Genomic DNA, 18066 nt, shown 5'->3' on the forward strand with positions numbered 1-18066 from the left:
GAACTAATGCTGAATTAAGAATTACATTAAATTCAACTTTATTATTAGATGCCCAATCACCAACAATTAAATTGCATTATATTGACATTACCGATGGTCAAGAACATAAGGCAGACCTAATTGGTCGTCCTGCTTCAGGCTCAAGTACTTCGCAATATACTTTTAGGGCAAATAATTTAAAAACACTAAATTATTACCAAATTGTTTCAGTTAATTATGCAGATAATAACAATGCTGAACAAGTAATTGCCTTTGATGATAAGTCAGTTAAATACGAAGACAAATTATTTCGAACAACCCCAACTAGTTTTAGTGTTAAAAAGATTGAATCAACCTACAATTCAAGCAAAAAAACTGCTAATGTTAAACTTACACTTGATGAACAAGTTGCTCAATATTTAGAAAATTATACCGTTAGAGTTTCTTACCAACGGATTGATAAGACAAATAGAAATGTAGCAACCTCAACTGTTGAGGGAATAATTAATTCTGACTCAACTGTTAGCGTTGAGCTCACAGATAATTACACCACTCCAGCTCAGAAAACACTTATTGTACCGGAAGCTAAAACAACCTTCACTGTTGATCGTGACACAAATACACTTAATACTAAACCTCAAAATGTTGAAGGAAGCGTTTCTACTGAAGTTAAGACAATTAATCCAAACAAGTTATTTGAAACTTATAATTATAAAATTACAAAAGTTGAACTAATTCAAAAACCAGGCACAACTTCTGGCCGGGCAAAACGAAGTGTTTCAACTTCAACTCAAAATCTTGTTGATTTTAACTCAAATTACAATTCTTTAGCGACTTTTGATAGAGATAATTCAAAAAACACAACAATTAATGAAACATCAATTATTCAAACAAGTCCAATTGCTTTGTATGATCAGTTAATTTATGTTGAAGAAAAAGATAAGTTTTCAGGAATTGATGCAACAATTTATGCTTATTTTATTTCTTCAGAAGATCTATCAGATCAAGATAGAGATAGAGATAATTTTAGAGTACAACTATACAATGAGTCTCTTAAAAAATATGAACAAATAAGAAGAGCTAGTTCAATTAAAAAATTAAATGAATCAAGAACACAAGCAGGTGTTTCACATTTTTATGTTGCTACTTTTGAGACTAACTTAAATAAAGCTTCACTTTATAATATTGAATTTTTTGCTTACAAAGATCAAAAAATTGAACTTTCTGAGTATAAAACTAACAGAGTTGACAAAACTCAATTTACAACTCTAGGAAAAAAAGCTTGACTTACTAATTTTTCTCAAGTTGGTGCCTATCAAGATGAGGCAGCAAATGTTATTTTCCAATTTGACGAAAAAGACGAGTATCTCTGAAGAAACAAACACAAAGTTGAACTTGAAATTACCGAAAAACTCGACCAACCGGCCGGAAATGCTCGTCCTTCAGTAACTAAATTTAGTTTTATTCCTGATGGTCCAATTTCACGAGTAACAATTGATAATATTAATTCTCAGGATCGTACACAGGCTAGTTTAGCCCCAAATAAAACTTACGAAATTACTAAATTTACAATTAAAGAAGCTACCACTCCAGATTCAGGGGGGGCATTAGCAAATTCAAACTCTAATTTAAAAATTAAAACTGTTGATACCCAAAACACAGTTAGAGCAACAACTTTAGGTACAGGTCAAATGGAAGTTGCCAAATTTGACTCAGTTGAGGTCGAAAAAGCCCCTGTAGATCAAAAAATTCCATTTTTTGAAACTAAAGCTCAATTTTCATATCAAGAGTCAACTAATTTCTCTCAAGATGACAATACAGATGCTGATGGTAGATCAGCAACTTTAGAATTTAATTTTAATAAACATTTTTTACAAATTCCAAGAAGTTTTGCAACAATTACTATTGTTCGTTCAGATGCTGCTTCAACAACTGCTCCAGCAGGTTCGGTTCCTGGTGCTCCAGCAGATAGAAATGAAATTAGTTTTATTTCCCAAGAAGAATATGACCCAACAAAAGGGACAGTTACTTTCAAATTAAACAACCTTGATAGATTTCATACTTATGATATTAAGAACTTTGAAATTGGTGGAGTTAAAATTGATAATTTAGCTGCTTCAACAAATTTAAAATTTACACCAACAGTCCAACAAATTTTCCTCGCTGACTTAGAAGTTACTGGCTTAAAAACTGGAACTACTGGCGGTAATGCATCTACAGGTTCTGCTCAACCTTCGGCTTCGGGTTCTGCTCAAGCTTCAGCAGGACTTAACCCTACAAAAGAAGATGGATCAAAAGTTTTTGGAAATGTAAATCTTTATTTTGACAATGACAATTCATTTTTAGATGGTGCAAGATTTGATGTTAAAATTAAAAATAAAAACAATAATACTGATATAACTACAATTACTAATCTACCAGTAACTCAAGATAAAGCTAAAAAAGCAACTCCTTATAAAGTTGATATTGATTTAGCTGCTAAAGCTCCAAATCTAATCCAACCAGGAACCAAAATTGGCTTTGAATTTACACTTAAAGGAGTTTCACCAACTACTGATCTTAAAGGTAAACGTCCTGAAGATATTGTTGTTACCGTTCCTGAAAGACAATATAATTTAGAGTATGCTCCTAAACTTGAGTCAGAAGTTATTATTCCTACTGTTATTGAATCTTTAGTTGTGTCTAACCTTACAGATACAAGTGCAAAACTAAAAATTAAGCTTAAAGGTGATCCGGCTAACTTTGATCGAGTTATTAAAAATCCAATTGTTTTATCTATTCAACCTGATCCAAACGGTCAAACAACAAGCAAAATTCCAATTAGTTTAATTACCCAATCACAAGTTACAACTTTTAAAGATCCATCTAAATTTGAAATTGAATACGATTTAGATAATTTAATTCCAAATCTTGAGTACAAAATTTTAAAACTTCAAGGTCAAGATCTTGAAATCCCTTTTGGTGAAGATAACTATAGGCTTAAATTGGAAGGTTCTGGCGGTGGAGCCGCAACTCAAGCTAGCAATGATGCAAAAGTATTCAAAACCTCATTTACTGAACTCTCACCTGAAAGAATTATTTTAACCCAAACACCTAGAAATTATAATACTACTACCAATCCTCCTACTCCTAAGCCTGAATATGTGCCTGAAAATTTAACCCTAAATTTAGATCCAGTTTCAATGTGATCACTAAATGATAAACAAATTAAGGTTAAATTTAAGCCACTAGGCCCTAATGGCACAGAATTAAAACCTGGAGATACTAACAACCATGAAAGAGAATATGACTTTAATGTCAGATTTGATAGTTCCAAAAACGCACTTGTTGCAAGTCTAGACAACCAACAAGTCACCGATGCTCAAGATACTAATTTCTATCCTTCAACAACCTATAAAGTTACTCAAATTAAAACAGTTGAAACTGACCCTTCAAAGCAACTTACTTTAAGCCTTGATCAAGGCCAAGGCACTGCCCCTAATACTAATAATCTTGAGTTTACAACTCAATTAGCTCAGCCACCTTTAGTAAAGGCGGGAATCACTAATTTTTATAATCATTCAGGGAAAGAAGACACATTTGAGCAAACTATTTATTTTGCTTTTGATGATCCTTACTTTGCAATTGATCAATCATCAATGAAAGATTGAAAATTAATTCTCGAGGGAGTTGAGGATAAAGACAAAGGGAACAACGCTCAAGACGCAAGAAGCTGAATACAAGTGGCAAAATATGAGCCAAACAATGCAGGTTCATTAGTTGAATTATATAATCCGCGTGAGCTAATTGGTCCGCCGGTTGAATATACCGAAAATCCCGAACTGCAAAGACTTTTAATTGAAAAAGATATTCTTGAACAAAAAATTAAAGTAATTGAGAACGATATCCAAAACTTTGATACTCAGGATCAAAAACGTATTGATTTACTTAAAAAACTAGCAACCACTAGTTTCCAAGCAGAATATGAACGTGAATTGATCGGCGAAGGTATTAAAATTAAGAAAGAAATCGAAAAACAAAAGGCTGAATTAGAAAGACAAAAAAATGCACTTGATAATATTAAGTCTTTAGTACAATATCACCAAGAGCTAAATCAATTAAATAACAATAACCAAATTGGTTCAAACCCTTATCGTCGTTATTTTGCTTTTAGCCTTAAAGGTGATGCATCTTGACTATCATATTACAAGATGCGTGTTGCTATTCAGTATAAATATTTTAGAGACAATGATAATCGATCACAATCAGTATTTTCCAAAATTATAAGTAATATTAATACTAATCAGACAGCCAACACAAATTCAGACCGAGAAGCCTATTCTTCTACTACTGGTTCGCAAACTAGTCAAGTGTCAAGAATTCAAACAATCGAACTTGATGATTTTGCCAAATATACAAACAGAATTTTGCTCAAAAAATCTGAAATTAAGCCGCTAAACCAAATTGGTGCTTATATTGAAATGGAATTTGATGATCCAAAAGAACTTTTAGCGCCATTAAAGAATCACTTTAGCAGAGCTCAAATTCAAGGTGTAAATGATTTAGCTAAATGAATTGAATTATCATCAAATATTAGATTTGATGATCAGCGAGCAATAATAAAAAATCCCGGTTCGGCAAATAATCAATCAACATATAAAGTAGATGCGACAAATGATGATGGAACATTTTTAAGTCTTATTATAAAGAATCAATGAACAGCAAATAATTCAAGTTCCTATAACCTTGATTTTGATGTAAAGATTTATGATTATAATATTAGCAATCCTTTTGCATCACTTGTAGACAACCCTAATCATAAATATGTTGATTTAATTAAGCAAATTCCTAAAGTTGTATACCCAAAGACCACACTAAAGGAAAATCATGTCAGAAATAAGTTTTATAGTCTTAGACTTGCAAAGTTCGAAGTTGATAATTCAGGTATTAATAAGACTGTAAAAGTAGGCTTAATAATTACATATCACCATACTTCTATTGATAATTTTTCTAAGAAAATTATTTCTATTTATCCAAAAATTTTAAGCAATCTCCTTACTAGTTCAGCTAATGTTAAAGATTTCGAACCTTTAGTTCCTACCTTCTCAGATAAAGTAAACCTAACATTTATGACTTCGCCAATAATTCAAAAAGAAGATCCATATTGAGGTAACTTTTGAGCAAATCCATCTGGAAATGTTTGGCATGGTTCAGAAGTTAGACAATATGATAAAAACAGGGGTCAAACAGTACAAATTATCAATGCCTTTGAAAGATCAATTTTTCAAAAAATGTATAATGATTTTCACGACAGAGCTCCTCACAAAGTAAACCATTCTAACACTTTTTTCATTGGCCCAACTGGACCTGTTAAAGGTCTTGTTACTGGGGGTGGTCAGAACCCAAGTGTAGCTGATCCCAATATAGCCGGTCAAATTTATGGAACTAGTTATGCGGGTAAAAACATGGATACTTGACTTAACGAGCTTTGAGCAAAACAAGATCGTCACCCTTTTGGTATAAAATCTGTTCAATACCAAAAAGACGCAAAATGACTAAGAATTGAATTTAATACTCCGGGTAATGCCATTAGAAGCGGTGTCACACTTCAGGAAATTATCCCAACTGTTTCTTATGCGACTTTTGTTGATCAAACAGGTAAAATCTATTTATTTGGAAATAAAAACGGCCTTCCTATAAGATTACAAGACGATATTAACGTTAATGACAGAACTCTTTGAATAAATTTAGCTCCTGCTAATTGATCCGAACATGAACTTCCAAAAACCGGGACAAATTTAAATTTTATGGGCCTACTAGTTTTTCCTTATTTACCCCCAGATTTTACGCAAAATCGTTTTTTACGAGGAGATGTTGGTGGTAATATTTATAAATCAAATCAACAGTATAAATTCCAAAATCTTACTAATGGAGGATCACACAAGTACCTATTACCAGTAAAAGGTTATGATGGACTCCAAGTTGATGCTGAAAACCCTTATTTTGTCCCATGGGTATCACACGACAACGCCTGACTTAGAATTACTTATTAATCATTATTTTTAAGATAAATAATTAATTTATTTCAACCAATTAAAGGAGATAATTATGAAAAAAGCAAATCAAGAATACCAAAACAATAAAACAATTAACAACCATCTTAGTAAAAAATTACTTGCAAGCAGCGGTTTTTTAACCGGTGCTATTGTTTCGCTCTCGCCTTATCTTGCCAAAGTAATTACTCCAAAAACAATCTATGTCCAAAATTTTGTTGCTGACAATGTAAGTCCTAATTCAGGTGATTTTAGTTTTAAACTCCAAGGTAAAACAAAACAAGATACTGACTGGGCAAAAAAAGCTGATTTAGAACTTGTTTATATTAGTCAAAAATCACGTTATAGTGTTAAAACTAAAGTCGAGTATGACCCAAAAACTGACACTTTTCATACTTATGCCGATAATTTACTTGGTGGTTCAATTTATGAATTACAACTTGTAGCTCCAAATAATCCGCGTTATTATTTTAGTTTTTCAAAAACTTCGCAGTTTTTTTCAACAAAAAATCAAGTTGAAAAATTTAGTCATTATGATATTGAAAATGATACAATTTTAGATCTTGATTTATTTGACTCACAAAATTTACTTGATTCAGCTAATTTAATTTTGTACTACAAAGAAATTGGTTCAAATAAAATTCAAGAAGCAAAAGGACAACTTGTTGCCAAAAATGACCAAAAACAAGCTAGTTTTGTGCTAAGAAATTTAGATCGCAATCAAAAATACGAAATTGTTGCCACAAAATATTACTTTGACGATCCTGATCAGCTTTTTGATTTGGCAATTTCGCCTTTGGCTAATCGTTATTTTGCCCCAAGTCCAATTGCTGGTAAAATTTTAAATCTTAGCCAAAAGGCCTATGGTCTAAATTCAGCTTTGCTTGAGATTTCGCTAGCTTTTGAAAACAAAAATATTAAAATTAATCCAAATGAAAAAATTAATTTAGAATATTATTACAAAGACGAACTAGATAATTTCCAGTTTGGAGTTGCAAATGATGTTAGCTTAATTGTCCAAAACAATAAAGTTTTTGCTAATTTAGATTTAAAACAAATTCCTGGGGGAACCAAATTCTGAATTTCACGAATTTGGAATAATTCTGGCTCTTTGGCAATTTCAACAAATAATAATCTTTCATTTATTTCTGCACCTGAAATTGCCCGAATTAGAACTTTTGTTGATGCAAATAATACCTCAAGTTTTGATATTAAATTCAATGACCAATCATTAATGTTAAATGGTAAAGAAGTAAAAATTAATTTCTTTGCTGATGACCAGCCAACAAAAATGCTCTCAAGTTCAGCCCATGTTGTTGGAAACAAATTATTTTCGCTAGCAAAAAATTTACCAAAAGAAAAACACTTTACAATTTCATCACTTGAAATTGTTGAAAATGCCACAAATTTTGACGAAAACGGTCAGCCTCAGACTAGTCAAATTTTCTTTGCCCAAAATTTTGACCAAAAACAGAAAAAATTCTTTACTAATGCAACAAGTGCAATGGTTGAATCAGTGGTTGTTGACCGAATTAGCGAAGATCAAAGTCGTGTCAGCATGATTCTTGATTCAGTTGATGATTTTATTAAAGATAAAATTGCAACTCTATACTTTAAAGTGGCTGGATCAAGTAATTTAATTAAATCTCAGGCACAAGCTTTTAGTATTAATGGTAATAAATTGGTTCTTAGTTGGGATTTAATTAATCTTGAGCCCGGAACTAATTATTTAATTGACTCAGTCGGAATTGCTGACTCAACAAACGAATTTGTTAATAAATTATTTTTAAATTTTGGTCCTAATATTAGTACAAATAAACTAACCTGAACTACCCGTCCGGCTGTTAGTTCAATTACTTATACAACCAAATCTGACACTGCAGTTGAACTTAATATTGCCTTTAAAAATATCCTAGAGTCACTAAAAAAAGCAAAAATAACTTATAAAGAACTAATACCTGGCGGGACTTCTAAGACTATTGATGCAATTATTGAAAATAATTCAATAATTGCCAATTTGCCAATAGATTCGCTATCAAAAGGACAAAACTATTTAATTGAAAAAATTGAAGTTGAAGACTATAAGTCATCAAAAGGTGATTCAGATATTCTAGCAGTTTCAAAGACAATAACTCCGGCCCAGAAAATATTTGGTGTTCATGCTCCTTTGGTTTTAACTAAAATTGAAAATCTTGCTGAGCAACAAACAAGTGCCAAACTAAAAGTAACTTTTAGTCCTGAAACAATTAAGGCAATTGGTAATGACAAAGTAAAAATTTACTATTCTCTTGCTGGCTCATCAAAGCTTTTATCAGCTTTTGCAAATCAGACTAATACAACTGGCCAAAATGCTGATAATTCTTTAACTTTTGAGCTAAAAGATCTTGAAATCGGTTCAAAATACAATATTAATTCGATTGTTCTTACAAAAGAAGTTGAACTAAACCAAGATACAAATAAAGTACTTACTGAAAGAAATATTTTATTTGGCGATGCTGATCACAAATTTGACTCAAGTCAGTCTTCATTTTTCACTCAGAGTGCAATTATTGAAGTTGGCTATGATAATTCTTACGAGCAGCGTGTAATTGCTACTTTCATTTTAGCTGATGCAAAAGGTGTCTATAATGGTAAGACCGCAACACTTAAATACCGTCTAAAAGCAAAAAATGGCGACGTTACACAAGCTACAAATGCTAACTTTAAAGAAGGAAAAATTAGTGCAAAAGTAAATAGTGCGCGTATTTTATTTGATATTACCGACCTATACAAACAAGGTCTTTATGAAATAGACAAAAACTCGCTCGAAATTGGTGATACAACCCCTCAGGCTGCGGCAGTTCAGACTTTTGGCCGTACAAAAAGATCAGTTTCACTATTTGATGTAAGTCAAACTACAAACACAATTCCATTTAAAGCCCACTTACTTGATTCACCAGAAAAATCAGAATTTTCTACGATTCCAAAGACGGCTAATGTTACAAAAATTCAGCTAACAAATCGAACTAAAAACACTGCTCAATTTGAAATTGAATTTGGTAAAGAATTTAACCATACCCAAAACCAGCCTGGTCAGTCTGAAAAACTTGATGATTTTCTTAATAAAAACAAACTCAAAGTTCGCTATAAAAAATATGGTGGCCAAGAAGAAGAACAAATTGTTGAAGCAAAAACTAATGTAGATAACCAAAAAACATCTTTTGAACTAAAAAATCTTGAAAACGGTCAACAGTATGTAATTCTTGGCTTTGAACAAGTCCAAGCTGAAGCGGATGCCGACAAAACACCAAAAGTTGATATTTATTTAGATGATCTTGATTTTTACAAAGATCAAATAATAGCTACTGCAGCGGTAATTAAAAAAATTGAATTTGATACTGAAGTTGAAACCCAAGCCCGTCTTCGACTTGAGCTCAAAGATGATGGAAGATATACTGCCGGTAAAAAATTAATTGTTGAGCTAGAAAAAATTAACGGAGCTCAAACTCAAGCCCAAGGTCAAGTTCAAGCCCAAAATTTAATCTTAAGCGGAACAAGTCTTAATGGAATTTATGATTTTACCTTTTTAAATTTAGAAAAGGCAACAAAATACAAAATTAAATCAGTTAAATTTGAAAAAGAAACTACTCCTGCTGCCAATCCTGGTGTTGTGACTTTTTCTTCAAGACGTTCTAAGCGTAGTTTAGATCCAGTTTTAGTTAATGTTGACTCCCAAAGCGGAGTTCAAGAAGAAGAAATTGAACTACTTGAAACTGATACAAGTCTTGAGGATAAAAAATCATTTGTTACAACAGCTAAGACTGCAAAAATTGTCAAAATTGAAACTGAGTCAATCCAGACAACTTCTTTAAATGTTAAACTTACTCTTGACAATATTGATGACTATTTAGGCCAAAAACAAATTGAGCTTAGCTATAAAAATTTATCAACCCAAGCAAGCCAAACTGAACAAGTTGAAGCAACTGTCGATACAACAGCCAAAACAATTACTTTCCAATTAAGCAAGTTATCTCCTGGAGATAAATACGAAATTGAAAACATTAAGCTAAAAGAAGACTCAACTCAAGTACGAAATGACCTTGATCTAAAAAAACAAGAATTCAAATTTGAATTTGATAACTCACCAAATACTCAGGCAGGTTTTGAAAAACAATTTTTCTCACCAAGACCAAGTTTAGCCCAAATTAAGCCAATTTCAACTTCTGAGACTTCTGTTCAAATTAATGTTAAATTAAATGACAATGGTGCTAATTGAAATAATAAATTTTTACAAATTAAGATTAAGTCAAAAGGTAACCAAGTTCCTCAACCCAAAATTCCAACTGTTTATAGTGCTGAAATAATTAACGGAAATGCTGTTTTTGACATTAGCGGTTTAGAAAAAGCCGGCCAATACGAAATTGAAGAGCTAAAAGTTCTTGATAGTTTGCCGACTCAGCCTCAACCTGACCAAATTCAAGGCGGAGAAGTCGTTGATGGCTTTGACGGTGCTACTGCTGGTCAACCAGCCCAACCAAATCAAAAAGTAACTAAAGAATTTGTACTTGATGCTGAATCAGCAACAATTACTGATATTAGTTATAAATCTGATAACACAAGTGCTGATATTAGAGTTAGCTTTGCCCAAAATGAGCAATTTTTATACCAAAGTAGTGCTAATACAAAAAGAAAACTTCAATTTACTTTCCAAGATGCCCAAACTGGTCAACAAGTAACTACCCAAAAAGAATTTGAAACCAGTCAAGGCACAAACACAAAGCCTACAATTGGCCTTAGTCTTAATTCAGTTAGCCCTGGAAATTTATATGTTCTTACAAAAGTAGAAGATATTACTCCAGAAGTTGAAGGTGGTCCAAAAAGACTAAAAACTTTCAAATTTAGTGATCCTCAGCAAGCCCAAGGAGCCCAACAAACCACAACTCCAGAGGTTTTATCAAAACTTTATTTTGCAACTAAACCTGAAGTAATTGCTTATTCAATTGACAAAATTTCTGAAACAAAATATCTTGCTAGTTTTACAATTAAAGATCCACTTGCCGGAAGAAGCATCACAAATGGTGGATTTGAAGGTCGTGATGTTGAAGCAACTTTACAAAAAGTTGTTGATGCAAAAGGAGAAGACCTTCAACAACAAACAGTTTATAATGTAACAAAAAAAGGGAAAATTAAAAACTCTAAATTTAGTTTTGAATTTGAAGACTTAGAAAAAAATGCTATTTATAAACTCTTTAGTCTAACTTGAGCTGATATAGATAAAACAGAACAAACAATTTCTGGGGTTCAAGCAACTCAGATCGATGTTGACCCAACTACAAAAACTAATCCAAGCTCAGATCAAAAGTTTTCAGATTTTGCTGTTAAACTTAGTGATCCCGGGACAAAAACACAAATTGAAGGAAATGTTGCTGGAAATGGTCAAGTTGAATTTGGTGGTCAATTTACTATTAGACCTGAATCTGCAAAAATTGTAGGCATTGATATTGACGACAAAAAAGTTGATAGTGCCACAATTACTTTAACTTTTGATAAAACTGATGAGTATTTAAAACATGTTGATTATAAAGATAAGTTAGAGCTAGTTTATTACCAAACAGGTTCAACTGCTGAAAAAATTGCTAAATTGACTCTTGAAACCGCCGATCAAGCCAATGTCAAATTTAAAGCTGAACTAACAGACCTTGAAAAAGGTACCGGATTTCGTGTTTTAGGAATTAAACAAGCAGGGGGAACTCAGCCTTCAAGACGTCGTCGTAGCACAACTTCAGCTAAACCATTAAATTTTGTTTTTGATACAAAAGTAACTGAGGAAACCAAAAAATTTGCTACCTTACCAATTGTTAATTCAATTTTACAGTTCCGTAATGATACAAATCCTGAAAATTATGATTTTATCTTAAATCTTAAAGATACTGGAGATGTATTTAAACACATTCAAGCTGGTCACAAATCAATAAAAGCAAAAATTCAGTTTAAAAAAGTTGTTGATGGTAATGAAGCAAAAGACACAATCCAGGAAGTATTAGCAGAATTACAAAGTACTTCAACTCAAGGTCTAAACAAAGAGTCAAATGACGAGTCAATTCAAGACAGTACAACATTCAAATTTACGCTAACCGGATTAGATCCATTTGCTCAATATTACATAACAAAAATTGCTTATGATACAAAAGGCAATACTGATAATGTTTTAAACACAAAAAATCAAAATGATGGTGATCAAAATTCAGGACTCTTTAATTTCTCACCTCAAGCTGAAGAAAAACGGGCATTTTTAACTTATCCAGCCAAAGTAGATGTAAAGGCAATCGAAATTAAACCTGATTTTAGTCAAAATAATGCAAAACTAACAATTAAATTTGATCCAAAATTCAAAGCTTTTCTTGAAACACACCAAAAAATCAAAGTTAACTATACAAGTCCAAAAGGTTTAGGGCAAAGTGTTGAAATTAACAAAGACGATTTTAAATCAACTGTAAATACAAGTGCTCCAGAGCCAACTGTTGAAGTGACAATTAATAATATTAATGAACCAGGAAAATATGTTGTTGAATCACTTGATTTTCTTGATGAAGAGCTAAAATCTTCTCCTTTGTTATCAAATTTAGAAGTTCCACCAATTGCAATTAAAGAATCAGTTACTATTGCAAAACGTAGTTTTTATACAAATACAAAAATAATTGCAATCCGTAAAAAAGCAATTTCAGAAACAAGTGCAACAATTGAATTAGTAATTGAGGATCCAAATGGTTCATTTATTGGTAAAGCTGTAAAAGGAACTTTTACATATAATACAAACCAAACAAGAGAAGAAGAAGGCGCAATTATTGCTGATGAAATTGAAAAAACTTCAAAAGTTGTCTTCCAATTAAAAAATCTTGACAAAAATACTGACTATAGTATTAGTTCATTAGTTTTTGATCAAGCTCAAAACCAAGACCCAACAACCCTTGGTGGTGCTCAGACTCAATTTCAAAATCAGCAAACTATTGAATTTGACGACCAAAAAATTCAAGAAAATGCTCAGCAAGACTCAACAGGTCAGCCAACTGCAGCAGAAGAAAAACAATTCAAAACAACTTTTGAATCAGCTACTGCCTTAGGAATTACTTATCAATTAGATAATAAACGAACTGGTAAGCCTTGGCAAAAAGCAAAAGTTAGAGTATTTTTCTCAAGCCAAGACAAACCACTTGAAGAAAAATCAACTAGACTAAAATTAGTTTATAAATCTTCAAAACAAGGAATTTCTAATACAACAACAACTTCTGTTGAATCAAGATTAGTGCAAAGTAGCCAATCTACTTCCCAGGGTTGACTAAACAACCAACCTGACCAGGCTCATTATTATTATGAATTTGATCTTGATAATTTAGATGCAGGAGCACAATATACAATAATTGGTCTTGAAGATGAAGCTCAGCAAATTAAAATTATTGTACCTGATCCTAATGCCCCAGTTGCCGTTAATTTTTCTTCTCAACCAAGTATTCATTCTTCATTTAGTTTTAATACCGCCCCACTGATTACAAAAATGACTTATGTTCCTAGTGAAACAAGTATTAAACTAAATTTAGCTGTTGAAAACTCACAAAAATTAGACTTTAGCAATCATAGAGCTATTATTAAGTTCAAAAAACTTCGTAGAAAGAACAATGCCTATGGTTGGTGAGATCAAGCGAACTATAATGATGCATCTAGAAACAAAGATATTAATTCAGTCACAGTCAGAGTACCTCAAAGACAACCAAGTCCAGCAATTCAAGCCCAACAAGAAAGTGAAGAAAATTTTGGAATTACCTTTTTAGAATTTGAGCTAGGGGGACTTGACAAAGGTTCTTGATACTTAATTGAAGAAATCAGTCTTGCAGCTAGAGGTCAAGGCACTACACCATTAAGTCTTTATATTGACAAAGAAAAATTGCAGCCTGAAGACAAAAGAATAGCAACTTCTGAGTCAGAAAAATGACAAACAATTGTCAATACAACAGTTGAAACAACAGCGATTAAAAATGTAACGAGTTCAACAACAAATCGTTCAAATATAAGAGTCAATGGTCAACAAAAAAACCAGGCCGAACTTACAAATGGTTATTTCCAAATTGAGATTGATAGTGGCGATTGAGATTTTTTAAAAGATAAATATAATATTCAACTTGAGCTTGAATCAGTTGAAAGGAAAATCTTTTATACTGAATCAAAACTGATAAATGATTCAAGTACACCTAGATCTGGTCAAAAAAGACAAGTTGTTCTTGGGGCCAAAGGTCTTATTCCTGGAGATAAATATACAATTAAAAATTATATATTTAATCTAAAAGAAGGGGTTCAGAATCAATTTGCCGTTCGCTTACCTCAAAAATTAAAAATAACTCCGCCAGCAAATAATAGTAGAATTGACTTAAAAACTAAAAATGCAATTAAGGCAATTAAATATGAGACTGTCTCAGAAGGTCAAACTAATATTGATGTTGAATTTTACAACAATAACGGTGAGCTAAATAACAAAAATTTGGAACTAGAAGCACAAATTGATGAACAATTTGGAAATAAATATATTCCAACTAGTTGAAGAGATACTGATAAAAAAGTATCTACCACACAAAGGCTAAGTCAATCTGGCGGCCAAAAAGTTTCAAGTGTTCAATTTGTTGTTAATCGAGGCCTCAAAAAAGCAAAACAATATATTATTAAATCAATAAAAGAAAAACCGAGAACAGGGTCTGGAACCCCTATCACCTTTGACACCCCAATTAGTCAAGAAAGTGCCTTACAACGTAAGTTTTACTCAATAGCAGAAAAAACTAAATTAATTAATACTACAATTAGTGAAGTTACAACTGATTCGGCAACAATTAAATTAGAATTTGACAAAGATGATGCTTTCTTAAAAGATGATCTTGTTACTTTGTATTTAGAAAAAGGTGATCAATCTCAATCAATTGGTGCTACAACTACTATTACTACCGCAACTGGTGGAACCGATAAACTTGAGGCTACCTTTAGATTCTTAAATATTCTTGAACCAGGAAGAAAATACAAAATTAATGTCTTAACATCAAAAACAGTTGATCTTAAGGTTGATGATAATTCAAAAGTTCAAAACCCTAATTTAACTCAAGGTTGAAAATTTGTTCCTAGTGGTTCAGGTTCTTCCTCAAGTTCTACTAGTTCTTCTACAGGTGGTACCTCAAACCAAGTCATCCTTGATTTTATTACTCAACCTTTAATAACAAATATTGTTAAAACAGAAATTAATGATAATGATGCTACAATCGAACTTGAAGGTTGAACTAAAGATCTCCAAGATGCTGGCTTTAATCCTAAATTTACTGTTACTGAGAAAAATCCTGCTACTCAACAACCTGCCGGATCTGGTACAACTAACAGCAGTACCAAAGTGGGACGTAAAGAAACTTCTAACCCTCCTGTTCATAATAAGATTACCTTTAAAGTTGATGGTCTTGAACAATTTACTGAGTATAATGATATAACTCTAAAGTTACAAGCAAGCAGTAGTGGCGCCGGAGGTTCTAGCGGGGTTGCCGGAGGTTCTACCAACCAACAAAACCAACTCAGTCAAGATTTAACTGTTGCATTTGCTCCCGAAATTGCCTCAGGGGCAAAAAAAGATTTACGTGAGTTTCGAACAACAGCTAAAAAATTAAATTTAGTTGACACTGGTGCACTGACTCTTAAGCCAATTTCAACCACAACTGTAAATCTTAGTGTAAAACTAAAAAATCAAAAACAAGCTGATTCGATTGCTGATGTTCCTTTTATAGTATCATACAAAAAAGTCTTTCCTCCTATTGGTAGTGATTTAACAATTGAATCAAATTCAAATCCAGTTTTAATTGATCCAAAAACTCAAATTTTAACTTTTAATATTGCAAATCTTGAACCAGGAGCAATTTATAAAGTAACCGAAATTATTCCTTATGATTCAGCAATTAAAGAAAGTCATAAAATTGAAAACTTACAACATGACGAGCAACTACTAAAATATCTTAAAAATGTTGATGGTCTACCAGTTAAAAGCGCTTCTAAAAGCGGATCAAAATTCAACGACATCTATTTTGCCCCTCTCAACGTTCCTGTTAGCCTTGAGGCAGCTTGATCTCACCCGCTAAGATATGACTATTATGAAGGTGAGCAAGTCTATGTTCGATTTAACGAACAAGCCGGAACTGCAATAACTATGGAATGGCTAAAACAAAATCTTAAGGCTGAGTTAATCCCTCATAGAACTCACGGTAATACCAATGTAACAAACCAAAATCCAGTTGAAAAAGATTTATCAATGGCAAGTAATTACCAACAACAACAAAAAGGTAGTTTTCCTACCGACGTTACCTTATCAGACTTAAAATGAGATCCTCAAAGGCTAACGGCAACATTTAGGCTTCAGCCAAAAACTTTAAAATCAATTGTTGGTGCTCAAATTAAAGTCACAATGAAAGATATAAATAACTATCAATTTGATCCTAGCAAAGAGGATCAAACTAAAGGAAGTGGTACTGGCGCTCAAACTAATCAGATTGGTATCACCAACCAATCTGCCCCCGCTAAACCCCAATCCATAACATTTAGACTCCAATCTAGTGCTGCTATTGTAACCCCAACTAATGTTGACTATATGAATCCAGGGCTAATTGGCTTTAGTTATGCAATTTATGATCCACTTGATTTGATTCAAAAAACTGGGAAAGATTACAATCCTTTTGGGGAATTCCCGCATTTAACACCTTATGATGAACAGGACTGGCTAAAAGTTATTATTAATAAACAATTTGGATATTCAGTTAGCAGTAGGCAAATTGGCGCCCCTGATAATCAAATTTTTAATAGCCCAAGTTGGAATACTGGCCAGCCAGTTCAAGATATTGAAGTTCCCGAAGAGCCAGTTGCAATTAGGACAAAAACCGATGCTGGCTTTGGGATAAAATATGTGACTCTTTATTGAAGAATTAATACTAATTTAGGAACTTTCCAACTGCCTGCAAAGTTTAGAAATGCAAAGCCGCTATGATATCCAGCAGGGAGAGTTGTTAATTTACCAATTTCACTACAATTTAAAAATCCAGATATAACTAGTCCAGCTTCGACTTATTCATTTGTGCTTAATTCTCCTTATGCTACCCCTGGGCATATAATGCCTTATGCAAGTACTGCTGCACCTCATGATGCTTTATCGATAGTAACTCAAGGTTCGGACTATCGAAGAAGATGGAACAGACAATGAGGTGATAGTTTTGATGATACTCATGCAATTCCCCGAATTAATAAATTTCCAAAAGACATTTCAAAAGTATTTTGATCTGCACCTTCACTTGAATGAACAACAAATGATCTGCAACTTAATGATATTTTCTTTTTAAATAGAGCATTGCCTAGACTAACAAGTAATGTTAATAATAGCACTGGTTATAATTGAGCCACCAAAAACCTTAGAATACAAACTGGACTTGTCGGTGGTTTTACTGGATATAGTGGTGGGACTTGAAACATCTTATATGTAAAAAATAAAGACCATAACCAAGAAAATCCCGATTTATCAAAAGTGAATCTTACCTGAAATTCTGGTCAACAACAATTTAACGCCCCAGACTTCGAAAACCTAGCACACAAATCTTCTTGAATAGTCTCTATTACTAGTCATGATGGAAAACCTTTATTATACGACCCAATTAATTACTATGATATGTTAGGTCCGTTTTGACCACCAGAATTACCTGAATAATTTTAATAATATAAACAAAAGAAAAAAGAACAGCAGACATGCTGTTCTTTTAATTAATTTTAAAATTATCTTCGTTTTTATAAAGTTCAATAATACCTTTCAATAGATTATCTTATCAAACCGTGAAATTCGGGTAAAATGTTTGGTCTAAGAAAAAAATATGTTATAATCACCTCAACTAAGAATAATTAATAAATTTTGACATTAGAATTAAGGAGGGATTGAATATGTTTTTTGCCTAAAAAAATCAAATAATGCAAATTTTGAACTATGTTTTAAAATATTGCATAATGCATTAAAATCAACCTTTTACAA

Annotated in this window: 2 protein-coding genes; both read left to right on the forward strand. The window is 32.4% G+C overall.

What is annotated here, in order from left to right; all coding sequences use genetic code 4:
- A partial coding sequence (locus R7X45_RS01735) for a hypothetical protein (protein ID WP_318055683.1) occupies window positions 1-6011 on the forward strand: 6011 nt, incomplete at its 5' end.
- 55 nt (window positions 6012-6066) lie between these two features.
- The gene (locus R7X45_RS01740) at window positions 6067-17751 is read left to right on the forward strand and encodes a DUF1410 domain-containing protein (RefSeq protein WP_318055684.1); all 11685 of its coding nucleotides are present in this window, start codon (window positions 6067-6069) and stop codon (window positions 17749-17751) included.
- Window positions 17752-18066 lie beyond the last annotated feature (315 nt).

It is taken from the genome of Mesomycoplasma ovipneumoniae (assembly GCF_033343935.1).
In the GTDB taxonomy this organism is placed as follows: Bacteria; Bacillota_I; Bacilli_A; order Mycoplasmatales; family Metamycoplasmataceae; genus Mesomycoplasma; species Mesomycoplasma ovipneumoniae_G.